A 17,645-nucleotide genomic window follows, 5' to 3' on the forward strand; every position below is an offset into this window, starting at 1 on the left:
GCGCGCATGGGTTTCTCGCTCGACGGCGTGGGCGTGGTGCATCCCAACGGCCAGCGCGCGCTGGCCGGGGTGAAGCTCGCGGCGCTCGACGGCGAACGCCTCGCGGTCATCGGGCCCTCGGGCGCGGGCAAGACCACGCTGCTGCGCGTGCTCGGGGCCGCGCTGCGACCCGGCGAAGGCGAGGTGCGAACGCTCGACGCGCGGCCCTGGCAGTTGCCGGCCGGTGCGCTCAAGAAATTGCGCGCGCGCATCGCCACCGTGCACCAGGCGCCGCCGATCGCGCCGCGGCTGCGCGTGGTCACGGCCGTGCTCGCGGGCCGGCTGGGCCAGTGGTCGAGCTGGCGCGCGCTGGCCTCGCTGTTCCATCCTTCCGACATGGCCGGCGCGCACGAGGTGCTGGCGCGCCTGTCGCTCGAGGACCGCCTGTTCGAGCGCTGCGACCGGCTCTCGGGCGGGCAGCTGCAGCGCGTGGGCATCGCGCGCGCGCTCTACCAGCGGCCGGCGCTGCTGCTGGCCGACGAGCCCGTCTCCGCGCTCGACCCCACGCTGGCCGATGCCGCCGTGGGCCAGCTGGTCGCGCAGAGCGAAAGCACGGGCGCCACGCTGGTCGCCTCGCTGCATGCGGTGGACCTGGCGCTGCGCTGGTTTCCGCGCGTGGTCGGCATGCGCAACGGGCAGCTGATGTTCGACCTGCCGACCGCCGAGCTCACGCCCGCGCTGCTCGACGCGCTCTATGCCAGCGAAGGCGGCGTGGCAGTGCAGCGCGCGCCGCAACCCGTGGCGGCCGAGGCGGCCTTCCAGCGGCCGGGCTGCGCTTGAGCGCGAGCGCCGTCCACCGCGATCCGCAGGCGCGGCGCCGGCTCGGCTTCGGACTCGCCGCGCTGGTCGTCGCCTGGCCGATGCTGACGCTGGCCGAGTTCAAGCCGTGGGCGCTGTTCGGCAGCGGCAACCTCGCGGTCATCGGCGGCTTCCTCGCGGGCTTTCTTCCGCCCGACGGCTCGCCCGCCTTTCTCGCGCTGCTCGCCAAGGCCACGCTCGAGACACTGGCCATGGCCACGGCCGGCACCGCGCTCGCGCTGCTGATCGGCGCGCCGCTGGCCTTCGTGACGACGCGCGCGCTGTCGATCTCGCGCATCGGCCCCGGGCCGGGCCGCGTGCGCGCGGGCATCGTGCGGCAGGCGGCGCGCTGGCTGCTGATGGTGCTGCGCGCGATCCCCGAGATCGTCTGGGCGCTGCTGTTCGTGCGCGCGCTGGGCCTCGGTCCCGCGGCCGGCGTGCTGGCGCTGGCCATCACTTACGGCGGCATGCTCGGCAAGGTCTACGCCGAGATCCTCGAATCGACCGACACCCGCCCCGCGCGCGCGCTGCTCGAGGCCGGCAGCGGCCGGCTCGCGGCCCTGTGCTATGGCCTCTTGCCGCACACGGCGCAGGAGCTGGCCTCGTACACCGTGTACCGCTGGGAGTGCGCGGTGCGCGCCTCGGTGGTGATGGGCTTCGTCGGCGCCGGAGGGCTGGGCCAGCTGATGGACCAGTCGATGAAGATGCTCAACGGCGGCGAGGCCAGCAGCATCCTGCTGGTGTTCCTGCTGCTGGTGCTGCTGGCGGACGCGATGAGCAACGCACTGCGCAGGCTGCTGGCATGAACCTGCCGCCACGTCCTCCGCCCTGCGTGCGCTGCCGGATCGCGCTGCTGCTGATCGCGGCGGCGGTGGTCGCGAGCTTCGTCTACCTCGGCATCGATTACCGCGCGCTGGGCTCGGCCGAATCGCTCGCTCTCATGGGCAAGTTCATCGCCGAGTTCTTCCCGCCCGACCTCTCGGGCGGCTTCCTCGCCAAGGTCGGCCATGGCGCGCTGCAGACGCTCGCGGTGTCGGCGCTCGGCACCGTGCTCGCGGCGCTGGCGGGTGCCCTGCTCGCGCTGCCCGCATCGGGCCGCGCCGGCTGGCTGCCGCGCCACACCGCGCGCTTCGTCCTCAACCTGCTGCGCAGCGTGCCCGAGCTGGTCTGGGCCGCGCTGATGGTGCTGGCCGCGGGCATCGGGCCCTTCGCGGGCGCGCTCGCGCTGGCGCTGCACACCACGGGCGTGCTGGGCCGCCTGTTCGCCGAGGCGCTCGAGAACGCGCCGCGCGAGCCCGAGCACGCGCTGACGCTCGCGGGCGCCGGCCCGGTCGCGGCCTTCAGCTACGCCAGCCTGCCGATCGTGCTGCCGCAGTGGGTGGCCTACACGCTCTACCGCTGGGAGATGAACATCCGCATGGCCGCGGTGCTGGGCTTCGTGGGCGGCGGCGGGCTCGGCCAGCTGCTGTACTTCCACCTCTCGATCTTCCAGCAGCAGCAGGCGATGACGGTGCTGCTCGCGATGTTCGCGCTGGTCACGCTGGTGGACTTCGCGAGCGCTCGCTTGCGCCGGGGCCTCGGGCCCGCCTACGCCTGAATCCGTCGGAGGCGACAATCGGAGGCATGAGGTTCCCGCCATGAGTCACCGCCAGCCCGTGCGGGTCGTCGATCGCCACGCCTTCGACACGATCATCGACGCCCGTTCGCCGGCCGAGTTCGCGCTCGACCGCATTCCCGGCGCCATCAACTGCCCCGTGCTCGACGACGAGGAGCGCCACATCGTCGGCACCGTCTACGTGCAGACCGGCGCCTTCGAGGCGCGGCGCATCGGCGGCGCGATGGTCGCGGCCAACATCGCGCGGCATCTGCGCGACACGCTGGCCGACCGGCCCGAGAAGTGGAAGCCGCTGGTCTACTGCTGGCGCGGCGGCATGCGCAGCGGCTCGATGGTGACCTGGCTGCGGCTGGTGGGCTGGGACGCCCAGCAGCTCGCGGGCGGCTACAAGAGCTTCCGGCGCCACGTGATCTCGCAGCTCGATGCGCTGACGCCGCTGCTCGACCTGCGCGTGGTCTGCGGCGCCACCGGCAGCGCCAAGACCCGCGTGCTGCATGCGCTGGCCGCGCGCGGCGAGCAGGTGCTCGACCTCGAGGACTTCGCGCACCACAAGGGCTCGCTGCTGGGTTCGCTGCCGGGCGTGGCGCAACCCTCGCAGAAGCATTTCGAGACCCGCATCGCGACGGTGCTCGAAGGCATCGACCTGCGGCGCCCGCTGTACGTCGAGGGCGAGAGCATCCGCATCGGCCGGCTCTCGCTGCCGCTGTCGCTGGTGGCGAAGATGCGCACCGCGCCCTGCATCGAGGTGGTGGCCACGCCCGAGGCGCGGCTGGCCTACCTGCTGCGCGACTACGCCTACCTCGGCGACGACCGCGCGGCGCTGGCCGGCCAGCTCGGCCTGCTCAAGGAACTGCAGGGCAAGGAAACGGTGGCGCGCTGGCAGCAGTGGGCGCACGAGGCGCAGCTGCCGCTGCTCTTCGCCGAGCTGATGGCGCTGCACTACGACCCCCACTACGAGAAGTCGCAGGAGCGCCACTTCAAGACCTGGGGCAGCCGGCGCCGCGTGGCCGCGGCCGACCTCGGCGATCAGGGCATCGAGGCGCTGGCCGACGCGGTGCGCGCGCTCGAGGGCGACGCCAGCCCGTCGGCATAGAGCACGCCGCGCGGCGCGCGGCACAGCCCCCACAGCCGCAGCCCGCTGAGCTCGGCCATGCGCACGCCCATCGCGGTGGGCGCCGAGATGGTGGCCATGGCCGCGATGCCCAGCCGCGCGCACTTGCGCACCAGCTCGTGGCTGCCGCGGCTCGACAGCACCACGAAGCCCGGCTCGCCGAGCCGCCCGGTGCGCGCGAGCCGGCCCAGCAGCTTGTCGAGCGCGTTGTGGCGGCCCACGTCCTCGAGCACCTCGACCAGTTCGCCCTCGAGCGTGGCCCAGCCCGCGGCATGGATCGCGCCGGCGCTGGCATTGAGCAGCTGGCGCTCGGGCAGCGCCGCGAAGGCGCGCAGCACGGTGGGCAGGTCGATGCGCGCGAGCCAGTCGTGCGCCGGCAGGCGTTCGGACGCGAGGTCGAGCGCCGCGAAGCTCTCGACGCCGCAGACGCCGCAGCCGGTGCGGCCCGCGAGGCTGCGCCGGCGGCCCTTGAGGCGCTCGAAGGCGCGCGTGGAGATCTCGAGCCGCACCTCCACGCCGGGCATGCCCTCGGGCAGGCCGGCATCGTGCGCATCGACCGCCTCGACCTCGATGCCGCGGCAGTCGTCGGCGCGGTCGAGGATGCCCTCGCTGAGCGCGAAGCCCAGCGCGAAGTCCTCGAGCTCCTGCGGCGTGGCCATCATCACGGCATGCGAGAGGCCGTTGAACACCAGCGCCACCGGCACCTCGGCCGCGAGCGTGTCCTCGCGCGCGATGCCGGCGGGTGGCGCACCGGCCTCGCCGTAGACGCGCACGCCGAGGCGCGAGATCGAGGGCAGCGGTGCGAGTTCGGTGTCGGTGGACATGGCGCTGGGGCGAAGGAGTGAGCGCCTATTGTGGGCCTGCCCGCCGCGGCGGGCCAGGCGTTCAGGCGGCGGGCGCGTCGCTGACGAGGGATTCGGCCAGCGCGCGGCCGGCGTCGCTCAGGCGCGCCAGCCAGCGCTCGCCGTCGCGCTCGACCACGACCCAGCCCGGCCCCGGGACGCCGCCGATGGCCGCGTCGCCCATCAGCGCGAGCTGGCGCATCAGCACGCTCGCGCCCTGGCCCAGCCGCTTGCCCAGGCGCGGCAGCGAGACGCTCTCCAGGCCCTCGGCCTCGAACCCGGCCAGCGCGAGCAGGATCACGGCGGGCAGCGGCAAGGCGTCGTTCGCTTCGTCGGACATGGCGCGCACGCAGCTCAGGCCGCGACTTCCTCGCCCGTGACCGAGGCCGGACCTTCCGCGGCCTGCGCAACGTGCGCCACCAGCATCACGGGAATCGACTTCGAGGTCGGCGTGCCCGCGTTCTCGGCCACCGAGGACAGCGGCACCAGCGGATTGGTCTCGGGGTAGTAGGCCGCGAGGTTGCCGCGCGGAATGTCGTAGGCCACCAGCTTGAAGCGGTCGGCGCGCCGTTCCTGGCCGTCGTCCCACACCGTGAGGATGTCGACCCAGTCGCCGTCCCTGAAGCCCAGCGCGCGGATGTCCTCGGCATGGATGAACACCACGCGGCGCTGGCCGAACACGCCGCGATAGCGGTCGTCCATGCCGTAGATGGTGGTGTTGTACTGGTCGTGCGAACGCGTGGTCAGCAGGGTGAAGACCTTCGCGTCGCCCTTGCGGCCGTGGCGCGCGCGTGCGCGGTGCACCGGCGTGTCGGTCGGCACGGCGTGGGTGAAGAAAACGGCCTTGTGCTGCGGCGTGTTCCACACCCGCTCGCTCGCGGTGTTGCGCAGGCGAAAGCCGCCGGGCACTGCCACGCGCGTGTTGAAGTCCGCGAAGTCGTCGAACACGGCCTCGATCTTGTCGCGGATGCGCGCGTAGTCCTCGATCATCCAGAGCCACGGCGTGCGGCTGCGCGCACCGAGCGTGGCGGCCGCGAGGCGCGCGACGATGGCGGGCTCCGACAGCAGCTGCGCCGAGGCCGGCGGGTTGATGCCCATCGAGATGTGCACCATGCTCATCGAGTCCTCCACCGTCACGCCCTGCGCGCCGGCGGCCTGCATGTCGATCTCGGTGCGGCCCAGGCAGGGCAGGATCAGCGCCTCGCGCCCGTGCACCACGTGGCTGCGGTTGAGCTTGGTCGCGACGTGCACCGTCAGGTCGCACTGGCGCAGGCCCTTCCAGGTCTGGTAAGTGTCGGGGGTGGCGGCCGCGAAGTTGCCGCCGAGCGCGAAGAACACGCGGCCGCGGCCGTCGAGCATGGCCTGGATCGCCTCCACGGTGTCGAAGCCGTTCTCGCGCGGCGGCTCGAAGCCGAACACCTGCTGCAGCCGGTCGAGCAGCGCGGCCGGCGGCTTCTCCCAGATGCCCATGGTGCGGTCGCCCTGTACGTTGCTGTGGCCGCGCACCGGGCAGGCGCCCGCGCCCTCGCGGCCCATGTGGCCGCACAGCATCAGCAGGTTGACGATCATCTGGATCGTGGCCACCGAATGCTGGTGCTGCGTGATGCCCATGCCCCAGCAGGCGATGACGCGCTTGGCGCCCAGGTAGACCTCGGCCGCGGCGCGGATGTCGGCCTCGGACAGGCCCGACTCCTGTTCGAGCAGCTCCCACGACTCGGCGCGCAGGTCGGCGGCCAGCGCCTCGAAGCCGGTGGTGTGGATGGCGATGAACTCGCGGTCGAGCAGCGAGGCGCCGCTGGCGGCGATGCTCCGGTCGTCGCGCTCGATGACGTGCTTCATCATGCCCTTGAGGGCCGCGAAGTCGCCGCCCACGCGCAGCTGGTAGTAGTGGGTGCTGATCGGCGTCGAGCCCAGCGTGGCCATCTCGATCTTGCTCTGCGGATCCTGGAAGCGCTCGAGGCCGCGTTCGCGCAGCGGGTTGAAGCTCACGATGCGCGCGCCGCGCTTCGAGGCCGCGCGCAGTTCGCCGAGCATGCGCGGATGGTTGGTGCCGGGGTTCTGGCCGAAGATGAAGATCGCGTCGGCCTTGTCGAAGTCGTCGAGCGTGACCGTGCCCTTGCCCACGCCGATCTGCGGCCGCATGCCGCTGCCGCTGGGCTCGTGGCACATGTTCGAGCAATCGGGGAAGTTGTTGGTGCCGTACTCGCGCACGAACAGCTGGTAGAGGAAGGCGGCCTCGTTGCTGGCGCGGCCCGAGGTGTAGAAGATGGCCTGGTTGGGATCGGGCAGCGCGTTCAGATGGCGCGCGATCAGCTCGAAGGCCGCGTCCCACTCGATCGGACGGTATCTGTCGCTCGCGCGGTCGTAGACCATCGGGTGCGTGAGCCGGCCCTGGTCCTCGAGCCAGAAGTCGCTCTGCTGCATCAGCTCGGCCACCGTGTGCTTCGCGAACAGCTCGGGCCCGGCGCGGCGCGCGGTGGCCTCGGCCGCCACGGCCTTCACGCCGTTCTCGCAGAACTCGAAGGTCGAGGCATGGTTGCGGTCGGGCCAGGCGCAGCCCGGGCAGTCGAAGCCGTCGGGCTGGTTGGCCGACAGCAGGGTCTTCGCACCCTTGAGGGGAATGTCCTGCCGCAGCAGCGTGTTCTTCACGCTGCGCAACGCGCCCCAACCGCCCGCGGGGCCCTTGTAGAACTCGATCTTCTGTTCGCCGATATCGCCAATGCTCATGCGGGAGAGTGTTCGCCGCGCGCGCCGGGAGCGTCAAATTGAATCGGGACATGCTCCGATTCAAAACGGAAATGACGATCCGTCGCGCCCCGGGGCCGGCCCGGCTCAGTGGTAGTCGTCTTCCCGTTGATGCCTGACGGCGGCCACGACGATCGACTCGTTCGTTTCAATCTCGAACAGCGCGACATAGCCGCTCCCGCCGAACGGAATCACAAGCTCGCGGATCCATGGGCTGTCGCCTGCCTTGCGGCAGGTGAACGGCGAGAAACCCAGCGTGGCGATGCCGCTTTCGATGGCGTCGAGCGCTCGCGACGCCAGTGCCAGGTCCCCGCCCCGCGCGAGTTCCCGCTCGATGATGAAGTCATACAGCCGCTCCAGGTCCTCGACCGCCTGGAGGGTGAAGCGGACCTTGTAGTTCACCGGTGCGCCGAACGCTGCCGCTTCCTGGCCACCTCGAGCTTTGTCTTGAGACGATCGACCACCTCACCCGCATCGACATACGCGCCGCTACGACGTGCGCTGGCCAACGACGCGAGGCCGCGGACCACGAATTCGGCCTGATCCTTGCGCTGCTGAACGCGCGCGCGTATCGCGGACTCGACGAATTGCGACAAGGACTCGCCCTCGCCCAGCACCTGCTCGACTTCGGTACGGAATTCGGGCTCCACGCGCAACGACGGGATGGTGGCGGTTTTCATCGCTCAATTGTATCGCCGATGCGATGCAAGACGATCAGCCGTGCGAGCGCCGGGCCGGCTCAGCCCGCGGCGCGCGGCGCCAGCACCTCCTCGACGAAGCCGATGAAGGCGCGCACCTTGGCGGCCGGCAGGTGGCGCGAGGGATAGAGCACGTGCAGCGAGAAGCGCTCGTCGGGCCAGTCGGGAAAGAGGTCGACCAGTTGCCCGGCGTCGAGCAGTTCCTGGATGCCCAGCGCCTTGATCTGCGCGATGCCCGCGCCCGCGACGCAGGCGCCGAGGATGGTGCCGGGGTCGGTCAGCAGCAGCCGGCCCGCGGTCGGCACCTCGATCGACTTGCGGCCGCGGCGGAATTCCCAGGCGAAGGGCTGGCCGGTCAGCGGATCGCGCACCTGGATGCAGACATGTTGCGCGAGCTCGGCCGGCTTCGCGGGCCGGCCGTGGCGCGCGAGGTAGCCGGGTGCGGCCACGGTCGCGACGCGGGTCTCGATCAGCTTGCGCGCCACCAGCGAGGAGGCCGGCGGCGTGCCGAAGCGCAGGGCGATGTCGAAGCCCTCGCCCACGAGGTCGCCGAGCTGGTCGCGCGCGATGAGCTCGAGCGAGAGATCGGGATGCCGCTCGACGAAGCGGTGGATGTGCGGCGCCAGCAGCAGCCGCGAGGTGAAGGCGTCGACGTTGACGCGCAGCCGGCCCTGCACCGCGCCCGCGGAACCGCTGGCGCGCGTCACCGCATCCTCGATGCCGAGCACCAGCGGATTGATGCTGGCGTAGAGCTCGCGGCCCTCGTCGGTCAGGCCCAGCGAGCGCGTGGTGCGGTCGAGCAGCCGCACGCCGATGCGCGCCTCGAGCCGCGCGATGGCCCGGCTCACGCCCGAGGGCGTGACGCCCAGCGCATCGGCCGCCTTGGCGAAGCTGCCGCTGTCGACGACGGCGGCGAGCACGCTGACGTTGGAAAGCAGTCGTCCGTCGAGAGCCATGGATTCATCCGTGATTTGGAGTCACGAATGATATGAGCTGCCCGGCATTTACTCAAAGGCCTGCGATTCCTAGCATCCACCCCGTTGCATTCGTTCAAGGAGAAATCACATGCATGCCATCACTGGAGTCACGGGCAAGGTCGGCGGCGCCGCCGCGCGCGCCCTGCTCGCTTCGGGCCAGAAGGTCCGCGCCGTCGTGCGCGATGCCGACAAGGCCCGGCCCTGGGCCGCGCTCGGTTGCGAGGTCGCCGTCGCCGAGATGGAAGACGCCGACGCGCTGGCGCGCGCCTTCGCCGGCTGCACCGCCGTGTTCGTGCTGCCGCCGCCATGCTTCGATCCGCTGCCGGGCTTTCCCGAGGCACGCGCGTCCATCGCGGCCGTGCGCCAGGCGCTCGAGGCGGCGCGGCCCGCGCGCGTGGTCTGCCTCTCGACCGTGGGCGCGCAGGCCACGCAGCCGAACCTGCTGAGCCAGCGCTCGCTGATGGAGGAAGGCCTGTCGCCCCTGCCGCTGCCGCTCGCGCTGCTGCGGCCGGCCTGGTTCCTCGACAACCTGGCCTGGGACGTGGCACCGGCGCGCGAACGCGGCGTGCTGCCCGGATTCCTGCAGCCGCTCGATCGGCCGGTGCCGATGGTCTCGACGCTCGACGTGGGCCGCGTGGCCGCCGAGCTGCTGCAGGAGGACTGGCAGGGCCGGCGCGTGGTCGAGCTCGAGGGGCCGGCACGCGTGACGCAGCACGAGATCGCCGCCACCTTCGCGCGCGTGCTCGGCCGGCCGGTGCAGGCCGAGGCCGTGCCGCGCCAGACCTGGGGTGCGCTGTTCCGCGAACAGGGCATGCGCGACCCGGTGCCGCGCATACAGATGCTCGACGGCTTTAACGAGGGCTGGATCGCGTTCGAAGGCGACGATGCCTCGGTGCGCAAGGGGCGCGTGACGCTCGAGGACGTGGTGCGCCAGCTCGTGGCCGGCTGAGCCAGCTCAGGCGCCCGGCGCGTCCTGCATCAGCAGCCCGCGCAGCTTGCTGCGCAGCGGCGTGTCCTCGACGGCCGGCACACCGGCCGCCTCGCGCAGCGAGATCTCGCGGCTCTCGGCGGTGTGCAGGTCGATCTCGCGCACCACCTGGCCGTCCTTGTAGACGAAGGCCACGTCGGCCAGCGCGAGCACGTCCTCGATGTCGTGCGTGATCATCAGCACCGGAATGCCCCAGGCGCGGCGCACCTCGGCGAGCTCCTCGCGCAGCTCGGCGCGCAGCATCGGGTTGAGCGCGGCGAAGGGCTCGTCGAGCAGCAGCACCTGCGGCCGGCAGGCCAGCGCGCGCGCGAGCGCCACGCGCTGCTGCTGGCCGCCCGAGAGCTTCTGCGGCCGGCTGTCGGCCAGCGCGGCGAGGCCGAAGCGATCAAGCAGCGACTGCACGTTGTCGGCCTCCTCGCTCGGCAGGCGCCGACGGCGCCAGGAGGTCAGGCCGAAGGCCACGTTCTCGCGCACCGTGAGGTGCGGAAACAGCGCGTAGTTCTGGAACAGGTAGCCCACGCGCCGCTCGGAGGCCGGCACGTCGATGCCGCCGGCGGCGTCGTAGAGCGTGCGGCCGTCGAGCCGCACATGGCCGCCCGCGGGGCGCAGCAGGCCGGCGATGGCCTGCAGGGTCAGCGACTTGCCGGCACCCGAGGGACCGTAGAGCGCGGCGAAGGGAACGTCGGTCGAGAAGCGCGCGGCCAGGTCGAAGCGGCGGCTGCCGTCGGTGACCGTGAGCTTCAGATCGACATCAATCATGGTTTGCCGAAACCATAGCGCGTGAGCACCTCCTGCGCCGCGTCGGTCGAGAGGAAATCGATGAAGTCCTTGGCGGCGGCCTTCTGCTTGCTCTCGGCCACCACGGCGATCGGGTAGGTCACGGGGCTGTTGCCGCTGGGCGAGAGCACGATCTTGACCTTGTCGCCCATCACGGCCGCGTCGGTGCGGTAGACGAAGCCGGCCTCGACCTCGCCGCGGCCCACGTAGTCGAGCACCTGGCGCACGCTGTCGGCCTGCACGAACTTGGGCTCGAGCGTGGTCCAGAGGTTGGCGGCGTCGAGCACCTGCTTGGTGTAGCGGCCGACCGGCACGGTGGCGGTCTTGCCCACGGCGATCTTCTTCACGGCCGGGCCGGCGAGGTCCTGCAGGCTCTTGACGCCCACGCCGTCCTTCGACGGCTCGATCAGCACCAGGCTGTTGCTGACGAAGTTCTTGCGCGTGTCGGTGTCGATGTGCTTCTGCTCGACGCCGCGGTTCATGGTCTCCTGGTCCGCGCTCGCGAACACGTCGACCGGCGCGCCCTGGCCGATCTGCTGCAGCAGCACGCCCGAGGCGGCGAAGTTGAAGCGCACCGTGGTGCCGGCCTTGGCGGCCTCGAACTTGGGACCGATCTCCTTGAAGGCATCGGTCAGGCTGGCCGCGGCCGACACGGTGATCTGCTGCGCGGCGGCGCCCAGCGGGATCGCGAGGGCGAGGACGGAAGCGAGGGCGAGGGACGACAAGGCGCGGATGGAACGCATGCGAAGCTCCTGGATGAATCAGCGAAGGGAAAAGAAACGGTTGGACAGCACCAGCACCGTGATCGACAGCAGCGAGGTCACGATCACCAGCAGCAGCGCGAGCTCGTCGTGGCCGGCCTGCACGGCGTCGTAGATCGCCATCGACAGGGTCTGGGTCTGTTGCGGGATCGAGCCGGCCACCATCAGCGAGGCGCCGAACTCGCCCATGGCGCGCGCGAACGCCAGCAGCGTGCCGGCCAGGATGCCGGGCCAGGCCAGCGGCAGGGTGACGCGCAGGAACACCGAGAAGCGCGACTGCCGCAGGGTGCTGGCCGCGGCCTCGAGCGAGCGGTCGACGCCCGCGAAGGCGGCGCTGGCCGACTTGAGCACCAGCGGCAGCGCGACCACGGCCGAAGCCACCACGGCGCCATGCCAGCTGAAGATGATGGTGTAGTCGAAGTGCTCGCGCATCCAGGCGCCGAGCGGGCTGCGCCGCCCCGCCACCACCAGGATGCCGTAGCCGATGACGGTGGGCGGCAGCACCAGCGGCAGCATGAACACCGCCTCGAGCACGCTGTGGCCCCAGAAGCGCTTGCGCGCGAACAGCCAGCCCAGCGCCAGCCCGACGACCAGCGCCAGCAGCGTCGCCACGGTGGCGACCTGGATCGACAGCACCAGCGGATGCCAGTCGGTCTGCGTGATGAGCGATTGCGTCGTGTTCATGAAGATACGGCGTAATTGTTGCATGACGCGCCGGCACGGCTCGGCGATGGAACACGGGTTCCAGGTTTTATTAGGGTAAATCCAGTGTGCGCCGGGAGCGCGACGGATGCATATCCCGGGCCTCCTCCATATACTGGCAGATACAGCGTCGAGGACTCTTCACCCCCAGGGCCGCGGCGCGAGATCCACCCCATGTCCCACGAGGACCAGGACCGACCGCCGACCATGCGCTCCTCCGCCCACGACACCGTTGTCCGCTCGATCTCCGGCCGGCCCGAGCTGCGCCAGGTGACGCAGGTCCAGGAATGGCGCGTCGAGCGCACGCTCGAGGGCGACGGCGGCGTGGTGCTGTCGATCGTGGCACCGGGCGGCGAGAGCCAGTCCTTCCTGGTCGGCCAGGCCGACGCGCACGACATCGGCGAGGTGCTGCGCCGCAAGGCCGCCTGGGTCGAGCGGCTCGAACACGGGGATCCGCAGCGCCGGCCATGAGGTGGCGCCACATGACGGGTGCCGAGCGCATCCTCGAGGTGCTGCTGACGCGGCGTTCGGTCTCGCCGCGCCGGCTGCAGCCGCCCGGCCCCAATCCCGAGGAACTCGACGGCCTGCTGCAGGCCGGCCTGCGCGCGCCCGACCACGGCGCGCTGCATCCCTGGCGCGTGATCGAGTTCAGGCCCGCGAGCCGCGAGGCGCTGGCCGATTGCTTCGAGCAGGAGAAGCTGCGGCGCGACCCGCTCGCGAGCCCCGCCGACCTGGGCCGCGCGCGCGAGCACGCGACCCAGCCGCCGCTGCTGCTGGCCTTCGTGGTGTCGCCGCGCGCGCGCAGCCAGGTGCCCGCGCGCGAGCAGTGGCTCAGCGCCGGCGCGGCGCTCGGCAACATCCTGAGCGCGGCGCACCAGCTCGGCTACGGCGCGATCGTGCTCAGTGGCGAGCGCTGCTTCGACGAGACGCTGGCACGCCAGCTCGGCGTGCAGCCCGGCGAGGAACTGGCCGGCTTCATCAGCGTGGGCACGATCGCGCAGGCGCCGCCGCAGCCGCGCGAGACGCTGTCGCAGAACGTGTGGTCGTGCTGGCAGGGCGAGGCGCCGTGGGTGGCGTCGCCCGATTCGCTACCGCCGCCGGGAACGGACTAGCGCATCCGGTCGTCGGAGCGGGTATCGGGCAAGCGTTCGAGCCGCGCGCCGAACCAGCCCACGCGCCCGGTCTCGCGCACGTCGAAGCGCGGCACGTAGGGCTTGATGTCGAGCACCGGGGTGCCGTCCATCATGTCGTTGCCGCTGAAGTGCAGGATGCCGCCCTCCACCGCCGTGAGCCGCACGATCGACAGCCCGAGCCGGTTGGGCCGCGCGGGCGCGCGCGTGGCGAAGACGCCGTGCGAGGCATCGTCGAGGAAGGGCACGACCTCGAGCTTCTCGTTCTCGCAGGCATGCAGCCGCGTGATCAGGATCAGGTAGTCGAAGCCCTCGATGTCGCGCAGCCCCGGCACGAATTCGGGGTGGACCTCGACGCGGCCCGTCTCCTCGGGCGCGCCCGCGGTCTGGATCGGCATGCCGGTGGCCTCGGTGAAATGGCTGCGCACCACGCCCACGGGGCGCAGCACGATCTCGTCGCGCGCTTCGGCGCTCATGGCGCGAGCAGCCGCGTGAGCGCGCGGATGTCGGCGGCCGTGGCCAGCCGCGCGGCATTCTCGATCGCGCGGTAGTGCTTGACGATCTCCTCGCCCACCGGCGTGAGCGCCGTGCCACCGCCGTGCGAGCCACCGGCGGCGGTGTTCACCGCGGGCGAGCTCAGCGCATGGTTCATCTCGTCGATCAGCATCCAGGCACGGCGATACGACATGCCCAGCAGCCGGGCCGCGCCCGAGATCGAACCGGTCTCGGCCACGGCCTCGAGCACGGCGATCTTGCCGGGGCCGATGGCGATGACGTCGTCGCGGTAGACGCGCAGGCGGAACTGGACTTTGGATTTCATGGCGGACGGAAAAAGCGCGGGCGTGGGCGAGAAGGGTAAACGATGCGGCGGCCGGCCCGGCCGCCGGATTACCCGATGGCGCCGGCTCGTCCGTCGAAGTCGTCATGTCAGAATGAACACAGCGCCAGGGCCGGGCCACGCCGGCCCGCCATCGGATGAGGAATCGAACCATGCGCCCCCTGTCCCTCGAAGCCCCCGGCAGCACCGCGCGCCGGCTGCTCGGCATCGCCGCGATCGTCGCCCTGCTCGCGGGCTGCGCCGGCACGCCCCCCGCCGCGCCGGCCGCGGCCTCGGGCCATGGCCCCTCGGCCAGCGACGAGGCCTCGCCGGCCTTCACAGTCTCGGGGGCGGTACTGAAGCGCGCGCGCTTCGATCTCGCCGAGCTGCGCGCCATGCCCGCGGCCACGCTCACGGTCGGTGCCGACACCTACACGGGCGTGAGCCTGTGGTCGCTGCTCAACGATCCCGCGGTCGGGCTGCAGGCCGATGCGCGCGTGCGCAACCCGCTGCTGTCGATGTACGTGGTGGCGATCGGCAGCGACGGCTATCGCGCGGTGGTGTCGCTGGGGGAGATGTCGCCGGAATTCGGCAACAGGACGGCGCTCTTGGCCTATGCGCGCAACGGCACGCCGCTGGGCCGCAACGGCGCGGCGCGCCTGGTGGTGGCCGGCGACCAGAAGCCGGGCCGTTCGGTGGCGCGGCTGGCCGCGATCGAGGTGTTCGCGGCGCAGCCTTCGGGGCGCTGACGATGCAGCCGGGGCCGCGGGCCCCGGCAAGGTTTCAGTGGAAGAACTTGGCCGCGCTGATCAGCGTCTTGTAGACGCCCCAGGCCAGCGGAATGCCCACCGCGGCCCAGGCCAGCACCACGACCACGGGGCTCACGGTGTCGGCACGGCCCGAGCCCTCGCCCACTTCGGAGGCCGCGGCCTTCTCGTGCGCGAGCTTCTTCTCGATGGCGAGTTCGGCATCGCTCATGAAGTGCTTGTCGGCCACCGGGCGCACCAGCAGGTTGGCGATGAAGCCGATCGCCAGCATGCCCACGAGGATGTACATGGTCTGGTTGTAGACCTGCTCGCGCGGCAGGCCCAGGCCGAGCTGGTACTCGCGCATGTAGTTCACGACCACCGGGCCGAGGATGCCGGCCGTGGCCCAGGCCGTCAGCAGGCGGCCGTGGATGGCGCCCACGAACTGGGTGCCGAACAGGTCGGCCAGGTAGGCCGGCACCGTGGAGAAGCCGCCGCCGTACATCGAGACGATGACGCAGCAGGCGCCCACGAACAAGAGCTTGCTGCCCGCGCCGGCCGACGAGGGAATGCTCGCGTAGAGCACCGCGCCGAGCACGAAGAACACGGTGTAGGTGAGCTTGCGGCCGAGCTTGTCGGACAGGCTGGCCCAGACGAAGCGCCCGCCGATGTTGAACAGCGACAGCAGCGCGGTGAAGCCGCCGGCCACGACCGCGATGGCCGCGAGCTGGGTCTTGTCGAGTTCGCCGAACTTGCCCGGCAGGTCGATCAGCGCGCCGCCGAACACTTCCTGCAGCATCGGCGAGGAGATGCCGATCACGCCGATGCCGGCGCTCACGTTCATGCACAGCACCAGCCACACGAGCCAGAACTGCGGAATGCCCCAGACCTTCTTCACGTGCACGTGGCGCTGCGTGATCATGGCGTTGCCGGCCTGCGCGGGCGGTGGCGTCCAGCCGGCCGGCTTCCAGCCCGTGGGCGGCACGCGGTAGCCGAGCGCGCCGGCCATCATGAAGACGAAGTAGCCGAGCGCCATCACGACGAAGGTCTGCATCACGCCGACGTCGTGCGCATCCGAGAAGCGCTTCATGAGGTCGACCGCGAGCGGCGAGCCGATCATCGCGCCGCCGCCGAAGCCCATGATGGCCATGCCGGTGGCCATGCCGCGGCGGTCGGGAAACCACTTGATCAGCGTGCTGACCGGCGAGATATAGCCCAGGCCGAGCCCGATGCCGCCGATGACGCCCGAGCCGAGGATCATGAGCCAGAACTGGTGCAGGTGGATGCCCAGCGCCGACAGCAGCATGCCGCCGCACCAGCACACGGCCGACACCACGCCGGCCTTGCGCGGACCCGCGCGTTCGAGCCAGCCGCCCCACAGGGCCGCCGAGCAGCCGAGGAAGACGAAGAACAGGGTGTACATCCAGCCCAGCGTGGCCACGCGCCAGTCGCAGTGGGTGGCGAACAGCTCGGCGAAGAAGCTCATCTCGCGCGCGCAGGCCTGGGCGCCGGTGCCGGCGGTGGCGAGCGCCTTCGACAGCGGCAGCCAGAACACCGAGAAGCCATAGGCCATGCCGATGCACAGGTGGATGGCCAATGCTGCAGGCGGGACCAGCCAGCGGTTGTAGCCGGGGCCGGCGATGATGCGTTCCTTGTCGAGGAAGCCGGGCGCGGCGCCCGAGCCTTGGATGCGATCTCCCTCGAGAACGCCTGCAGTTGAACCTGCCATATCACTCCTAAATTGCCGGATCTGGAAAAACGGACTGTTGAAAATTTCCGGCGGCGGAGTGTGGGCGGCGCGGCCATGCGCCGTCAAATTCGATCGGCGCATGGGCCGATTCAAGAACTAAATGGCGACCGCCACGCCTGCTATTCGCCCAGCGTGCCGCTGTGCAGCGCGGCCTGGGCGAGCCACTCGGGCGTCTGCAGGAAGGCCAGCGCGGCCTCGAGGGCGCGCGAGGCACGCACGCCGTCCTGGGTCATGAAGCCGATCGGGGTGAGAACCTCGGGTGCCACCAGCGGCAGGGCCTCGAGCTCGCGGTAGCTGCGCACGGCCGCGACCATGGCGCCGGGCAGCACGCTGCTGACCGTGCCGGCGATGACGGCCAGCACGAGCGCGAGCACGGAGTTGGTCTCGATGGCCGGCGCCACGACGGTGCCGACGGCCTCGCGCAGTGCCTGGTCGACGATGGCGCGGTTGTGCATGTCGGGCGTGAGCAGGCACAGCGGCAGCTTCGCGGCCTCGGCCCAGGCCAGGGGCTTGCCGATGCGCAGTTGGTCGTCGGAGGGCACGGCGGCGCGGCGCAGAAGAAAGTAATGCTCGATGCTCTGCGGCCAGGCGGTGAGCTTGATGCCGGGCATGTGCATGCGCTCGGTGTAGCCGAGCGCAAGATCGACCGAGAGGCTCTCGAGGCCGGTCTCGAGCTCCTGCGAACTCATGGAGATGACGCCGGGCACGATGCCCGGATGGCGCTGGTGCAGCATGGCCGCGAAGCGCGAGAGCATGGGTATCGCCGTGGGCACGGCCGCCATGCGCAGGCTGCCGCGCGGTTCTCCGGCCTCGCTGCGCAATTCCTGCAGCAGCACTTCGTTGTCGCGCAGCATGCGTTGCGCGGTGGCGAGCACGCGTTCGCCCTCGTGCGTGAGGCCGACGTAGACGCGGGCGCGCTTGACGATGACGACGCCGAATTCGGACTCGAGCGCGCGCAGGGCGTTGGACAGCGCGGGCTGGGTGATGTGGCAGGCGGCGGCGGCGCGGCCGAAATGCTTGTGTTCGCTGAGGGCTACGAGGTAGCGCATGGAGGCGAGGAGGTTCATCTCGCTGTCCTTGCTTCTATGTGCTGCTGTTCGGGGCGCGTGCACAGGACAGCGGGTACTTCCCTCCGCGAATGTCCCCCGC

Annotated in this window: 21 protein-coding genes; 8 read left to right on the forward strand and 13 right to left on the reverse strand. The window is 71.2% G+C overall.

The features are described from left to right. Positions 1–6: 6 nt before the first annotated feature. From KV106_RS30750 to mnmH, 4 genes are read left to right on the forward strand one after another with little or no spacing between them, the layout of a single operon-like run. A complete protein-coding gene (locus KV106_RS30750; protein WP_261214879.1) occupies positions 7–819 on the forward strand; it encodes a phosphonate ABC transporter ATP-binding protein in 813 nt (270 codons plus the stop codon). Beyond that, positions 810–1,643 carry a PhnE/PtxC family ABC transporter permease gene (locus KV106_RS30755; RefSeq protein WP_409976575.1) on the forward strand — a complete coding sequence of 278 codons (834 nt, stop codon included), beginning with the start codon at positions 810–812 and terminating at the stop codon, positions 1,641–1,643. The genes KV106_RS30750 and KV106_RS30755 overlap by 10 nt, the downstream gene beginning before the upstream one ends. Continuing rightward, on the forward strand, positions 1,640–2,434 hold the full coding sequence (gene phnE / locus KV106_RS30760) for a phosphonate ABC transporter, permease protein PhnE (protein ID WP_261214882.1): 795 nt from the start codon (positions 1,640–1,642) through the stop codon (positions 2,432–2,434). Before KV106_RS30755 ends, phnE begins: the two co-directional genes overlap by 4 nt. Positions 2,435–2,474: 40 nt before the next feature. Beyond that, on the forward strand, positions 2,475–3,545 hold the full coding sequence (mnmH, locus tag KV106_RS30765; RefSeq protein ID WP_261214884.1) for a tRNA 2-selenouridine(34) synthase MnmH: 1,071 nt from the start codon (positions 2,475–2,477) through the stop codon (positions 3,543–3,545). On the opposite strand, the gene fdhD is transcribed toward mnmH, so the two are convergent. The 6 genes from fdhD to KV106_RS30795 all read right to left on the reverse strand — a co-directional run bounded on the left by fdhD (position 3,479) and on the right by KV106_RS30795 (position 8,804). Beyond that, entirely contained in the window at positions 3,479–4,387 is a 909-nt protein-coding gene (gene fdhD, locus KV106_RS30770) for a formate dehydrogenase accessory sulfurtransferase FdhD (protein WP_261214886.1), read from the reverse strand. The genes mnmH and fdhD overlap by 67 nt on opposite strands. A gap of 61 nt (positions 4,388–4,448) precedes the next feature. Beyond that, positions 4,449–4,745, reverse strand: coding sequence for a hypothetical protein (locus KV106_RS30775; RefSeq protein WP_261214888.1), 297 nt, complete (start codon positions 4,743–4,745; stop codon positions 4,449–4,451). A gap of 14 nt (positions 4,746–4,759) precedes the next feature. Beyond that, positions 4,760–7,117 carry an FdhF/YdeP family oxidoreductase gene (locus tag KV106_RS30780; protein ID WP_261214919.1) on the reverse strand — a complete coding sequence of 786 codons (2,358 nt, stop codon included), beginning with the start codon at positions 7,115–7,117 and terminating at the stop codon, positions 4,760–4,762. Positions 7,118–7,237: 120 nt separating this feature from the next. Next, positions 7,238–7,552, reverse strand: a complete 315-nt coding sequence (locus tag KV106_RS30785) for a type II toxin-antitoxin system RelE/ParE family toxin (protein WP_261214890.1) — start codon at positions 7,550–7,552, stop codon at positions 7,238–7,240. Next, positions 7,549–7,830 carry a YlcI/YnfO family protein gene (locus tag KV106_RS30790; RefSeq protein ID WP_261214892.1) on the reverse strand — a complete coding sequence of 94 codons (282 nt, stop codon included), beginning with the start codon at positions 7,828–7,830 and terminating at the stop codon, positions 7,549–7,551. Before KV106_RS30790 ends, KV106_RS30785 begins: the two co-directional genes overlap by 4 nt. Positions 7,831–7,889: 59 nt before the next feature. Beyond that, complete coding sequence (locus tag KV106_RS30795) at positions 7,890–8,804, reverse strand: LysR family transcriptional regulator (protein ID WP_261214893.1); 915 nt, start codon at positions 8,802–8,804, stop codon at positions 7,890–7,892. 109 nt (positions 8,805–8,913) lie between these two features. Between KV106_RS30795 and KV106_RS30800 the strand changes: the two genes are divergently transcribed. Then, positions 8,914–9,774, forward strand: coding sequence for an NmrA family NAD(P)-binding protein (locus KV106_RS30800; RefSeq protein ID WP_261214895.1), 861 nt, complete (start codon positions 8,914–8,916; stop codon positions 9,772–9,774). 6 nt (positions 9,775–9,780) lie between these two features. On the opposite strand, the gene KV106_RS30805 is transcribed toward KV106_RS30800, so the two are convergent. The 3 genes from KV106_RS30805 to modB are packed head-to-tail and all read right to left on the reverse strand — an operon-like array spanning position 9,781 to position 12,035. Beyond that, positions 9,781–10,572 (reverse strand): ABC transporter ATP-binding protein, encoded by a 792-nt coding sequence (locus KV106_RS30805; protein WP_057592937.1) that lies wholly within the window; start codon positions 10,570–10,572, stop codon positions 9,781–9,783. Continuing rightward, on the reverse strand, positions 10,569–11,333 hold the full coding sequence (gene modA, locus KV106_RS30810; protein ID WP_057592936.1) for a molybdate ABC transporter substrate-binding protein: 765 nt from the start codon (positions 11,331–11,333) through the stop codon (positions 10,569–10,571). The genes KV106_RS30805 and modA overlap by 4 nt, the downstream gene beginning before the upstream one ends. A gap of 18 nt (positions 11,334–11,351) precedes the next feature. Continuing rightward, entirely contained in the window at positions 11,352–12,035 is a 684-nt protein-coding gene (gene modB / locus KV106_RS30815; protein WP_057592935.1) for a molybdate ABC transporter permease subunit, read from the reverse strand. Positions 12,036–12,227: 192 nt separating this feature from the next. On the opposite strand from modB, the gene KV106_RS30820 reads away from it, so the two are divergent. Further along, entirely contained in the window at positions 12,228–12,524 is a 297-nt protein-coding gene (locus KV106_RS30820; protein WP_261214899.1) for a hypothetical protein, read from the forward strand. Next, positions 12,521–13,165 (forward strand): nitroreductase family protein, encoded by a 645-nt coding sequence (locus tag KV106_RS30825; protein WP_261214901.1) that lies wholly within the window; start codon positions 12,521–12,523, stop codon positions 13,163–13,165. Before KV106_RS30820 ends, KV106_RS30825 begins: the two co-directional genes overlap by 4 nt. Here KV106_RS30825 and tsaA read toward each other — a convergent pair. Then, positions 13,162–13,659, reverse strand: coding sequence for a tRNA (N6-threonylcarbamoyladenosine(37)-N6)-methyltransferase TrmO (gene tsaA, locus KV106_RS30830; protein WP_261214903.1), 498 nt, complete (start codon positions 13,657–13,659; stop codon positions 13,162–13,164). The genes KV106_RS30825 and tsaA overlap by 4 nt on opposite strands. Further along, a complete protein-coding gene (locus KV106_RS30835; protein WP_057592932.1) occupies positions 13,656–14,003 on the reverse strand; it encodes a winged helix-turn-helix domain-containing protein in 348 nt (115 codons plus the stop codon). The genes tsaA and KV106_RS30835 overlap by 4 nt, the downstream gene beginning before the upstream one ends. 170 nt (positions 14,004–14,173) lie before the next feature. On the opposite strand from KV106_RS30835, the gene KV106_RS30840 reads away from it, so the two are divergent. Then, a complete protein-coding gene (locus tag KV106_RS30840; protein ID WP_261214912.1) occupies positions 14,174–14,749 on the forward strand; it encodes a molybdopterin-binding protein in 576 nt (191 codons plus the stop codon). A gap of 34 nt (positions 14,750–14,783) precedes the next feature. Here the strand turns inward: KV106_RS30840 and KV106_RS30845 are convergent, their stop codons facing one another. Further along, positions 14,784–16,475, reverse strand: a complete 1,692-nt coding sequence (locus KV106_RS30845; protein ID WP_057592930.1) for an OFA family MFS transporter — start codon at positions 16,473–16,475, stop codon at positions 14,784–14,786. 140 nt (positions 16,476–16,615) lie between these two features. Continuing rightward, a complete protein-coding gene (locus tag KV106_RS30850; protein WP_093340911.1) occupies positions 16,616–17,563 on the reverse strand; it encodes a LysR family transcriptional regulator in 948 nt (315 codons plus the stop codon). Positions 17,564–17,645: the final 82 nt, after the last annotated feature.

The sequence above is a fragment of the Variovorax endophyticus genome (assembly GCF_025376855.1).
GTDB lineage: Bacteria > Pseudomonadota > Gammaproteobacteria > Burkholderiales > Burkholderiaceae_C > Variovorax.

Bases quoted from the DNA above. Each gene is read 5' to 3' on its own strand.
- KV106_RS30750 (WP_261214879.1), top strand. From the start codon at position 7: ATGGGTTTCTCGCTCGACGGCGTGGGCGTGGTGCATCCCAACGGCCAG.
- phnE (WP_261214882.1), top strand. From the start codon at position 1,640: ATGAACCTGCCGCCACGTCCTCCGCCCTGCGTGCGCTGCCGGATCGCG.
- mnmH (WP_261214884.1), top strand. From the start codon at position 2,475: ATGAGTCACCGCCAGCCCGTGCGGGTCGTCGATCGCCACGCCTTCGAC.
- fdhD (WP_261214886.1), bottom strand. From the start codon at position 4,387: ATGTCCACCGACACCGAACTCGCACCGCTGCCCTCGATCTCGCGCCTC.
- KV106_RS30775 (WP_261214888.1), bottom strand. From the start codon at position 4,745: ATGTCCGACGAAGCGAACGACGCCTTGCCGCTGCCCGCCGTGATCCTG.
- KV106_RS30790 (WP_261214892.1), bottom strand. From the start codon at position 7,830: ATGAAAACCGCCACCATCCCGTCGTTGCGCGTGGAGCCCGAATTCCGT.
- KV106_RS30795 (WP_261214893.1), bottom strand. From the start codon at position 8,804: ATGGCTCTCGACGGACGACTGCTTTCCAACGTCAGCGTGCTCGCCGCC.
- KV106_RS30800 (WP_261214895.1), top strand. From the start codon at position 8,914: ATGCATGCCATCACTGGAGTCACGGGCAAGGTCGGCGGCGCCGCCGCG.
- KV106_RS30805 (WP_057592937.1), bottom strand. From the start codon at position 10,572: ATGATTGATGTCGATCTGAAGCTCACGGTCACCGACGGCAGCCGCCGC.
- modA (WP_057592936.1), bottom strand. From the start codon at position 11,333: ATGCGTTCCATCCGCGCCTTGTCGTCCCTCGCCCTCGCTTCCGTCCTC.
- modB (WP_057592935.1), bottom strand. From the start codon at position 12,035: ATGAACACGACGCAATCGCTCATCACGCAGACCGACTGGCATCCGCTG.
- KV106_RS30820 (WP_261214899.1), top strand. From the start codon at position 12,228: ATGTCCCACGAGGACCAGGACCGACCGCCGACCATGCGCTCCTCCGCC.
- KV106_RS30825 (WP_261214901.1), top strand. From the start codon at position 12,521: ATGAGGTGGCGCCACATGACGGGTGCCGAGCGCATCCTCGAGGTGCTG.
- tsaA (WP_261214903.1), bottom strand. From the start codon at position 13,659: ATGAGCGCCGAAGCGCGCGACGAGATCGTGCTGCGCCCCGTGGGCGTG.
- KV106_RS30835 (WP_057592932.1), bottom strand. From the start codon at position 14,003: ATGAAATCCAAAGTCCAGTTCCGCCTGCGCGTCTACCGCGACGACGTC.
- KV106_RS30840 (WP_261214912.1), top strand. From the start codon at position 14,174: ATGCGCCCCCTGTCCCTCGAAGCCCCCGGCAGCACCGCGCGCCGGCTG.
- KV106_RS30845 (WP_057592930.1), bottom strand. From the start codon at position 16,475: ATGGCAGGTTCAACTGCAGGCGTTCTCGAGGGAGATCGCATCCAAGGC.
- KV106_RS30850 (WP_093340911.1), bottom strand. From the start codon at position 17,563: ATGAACCTCCTCGCCTCCATGCGCTACCTCGTAGCCCTCAGCGAACAC.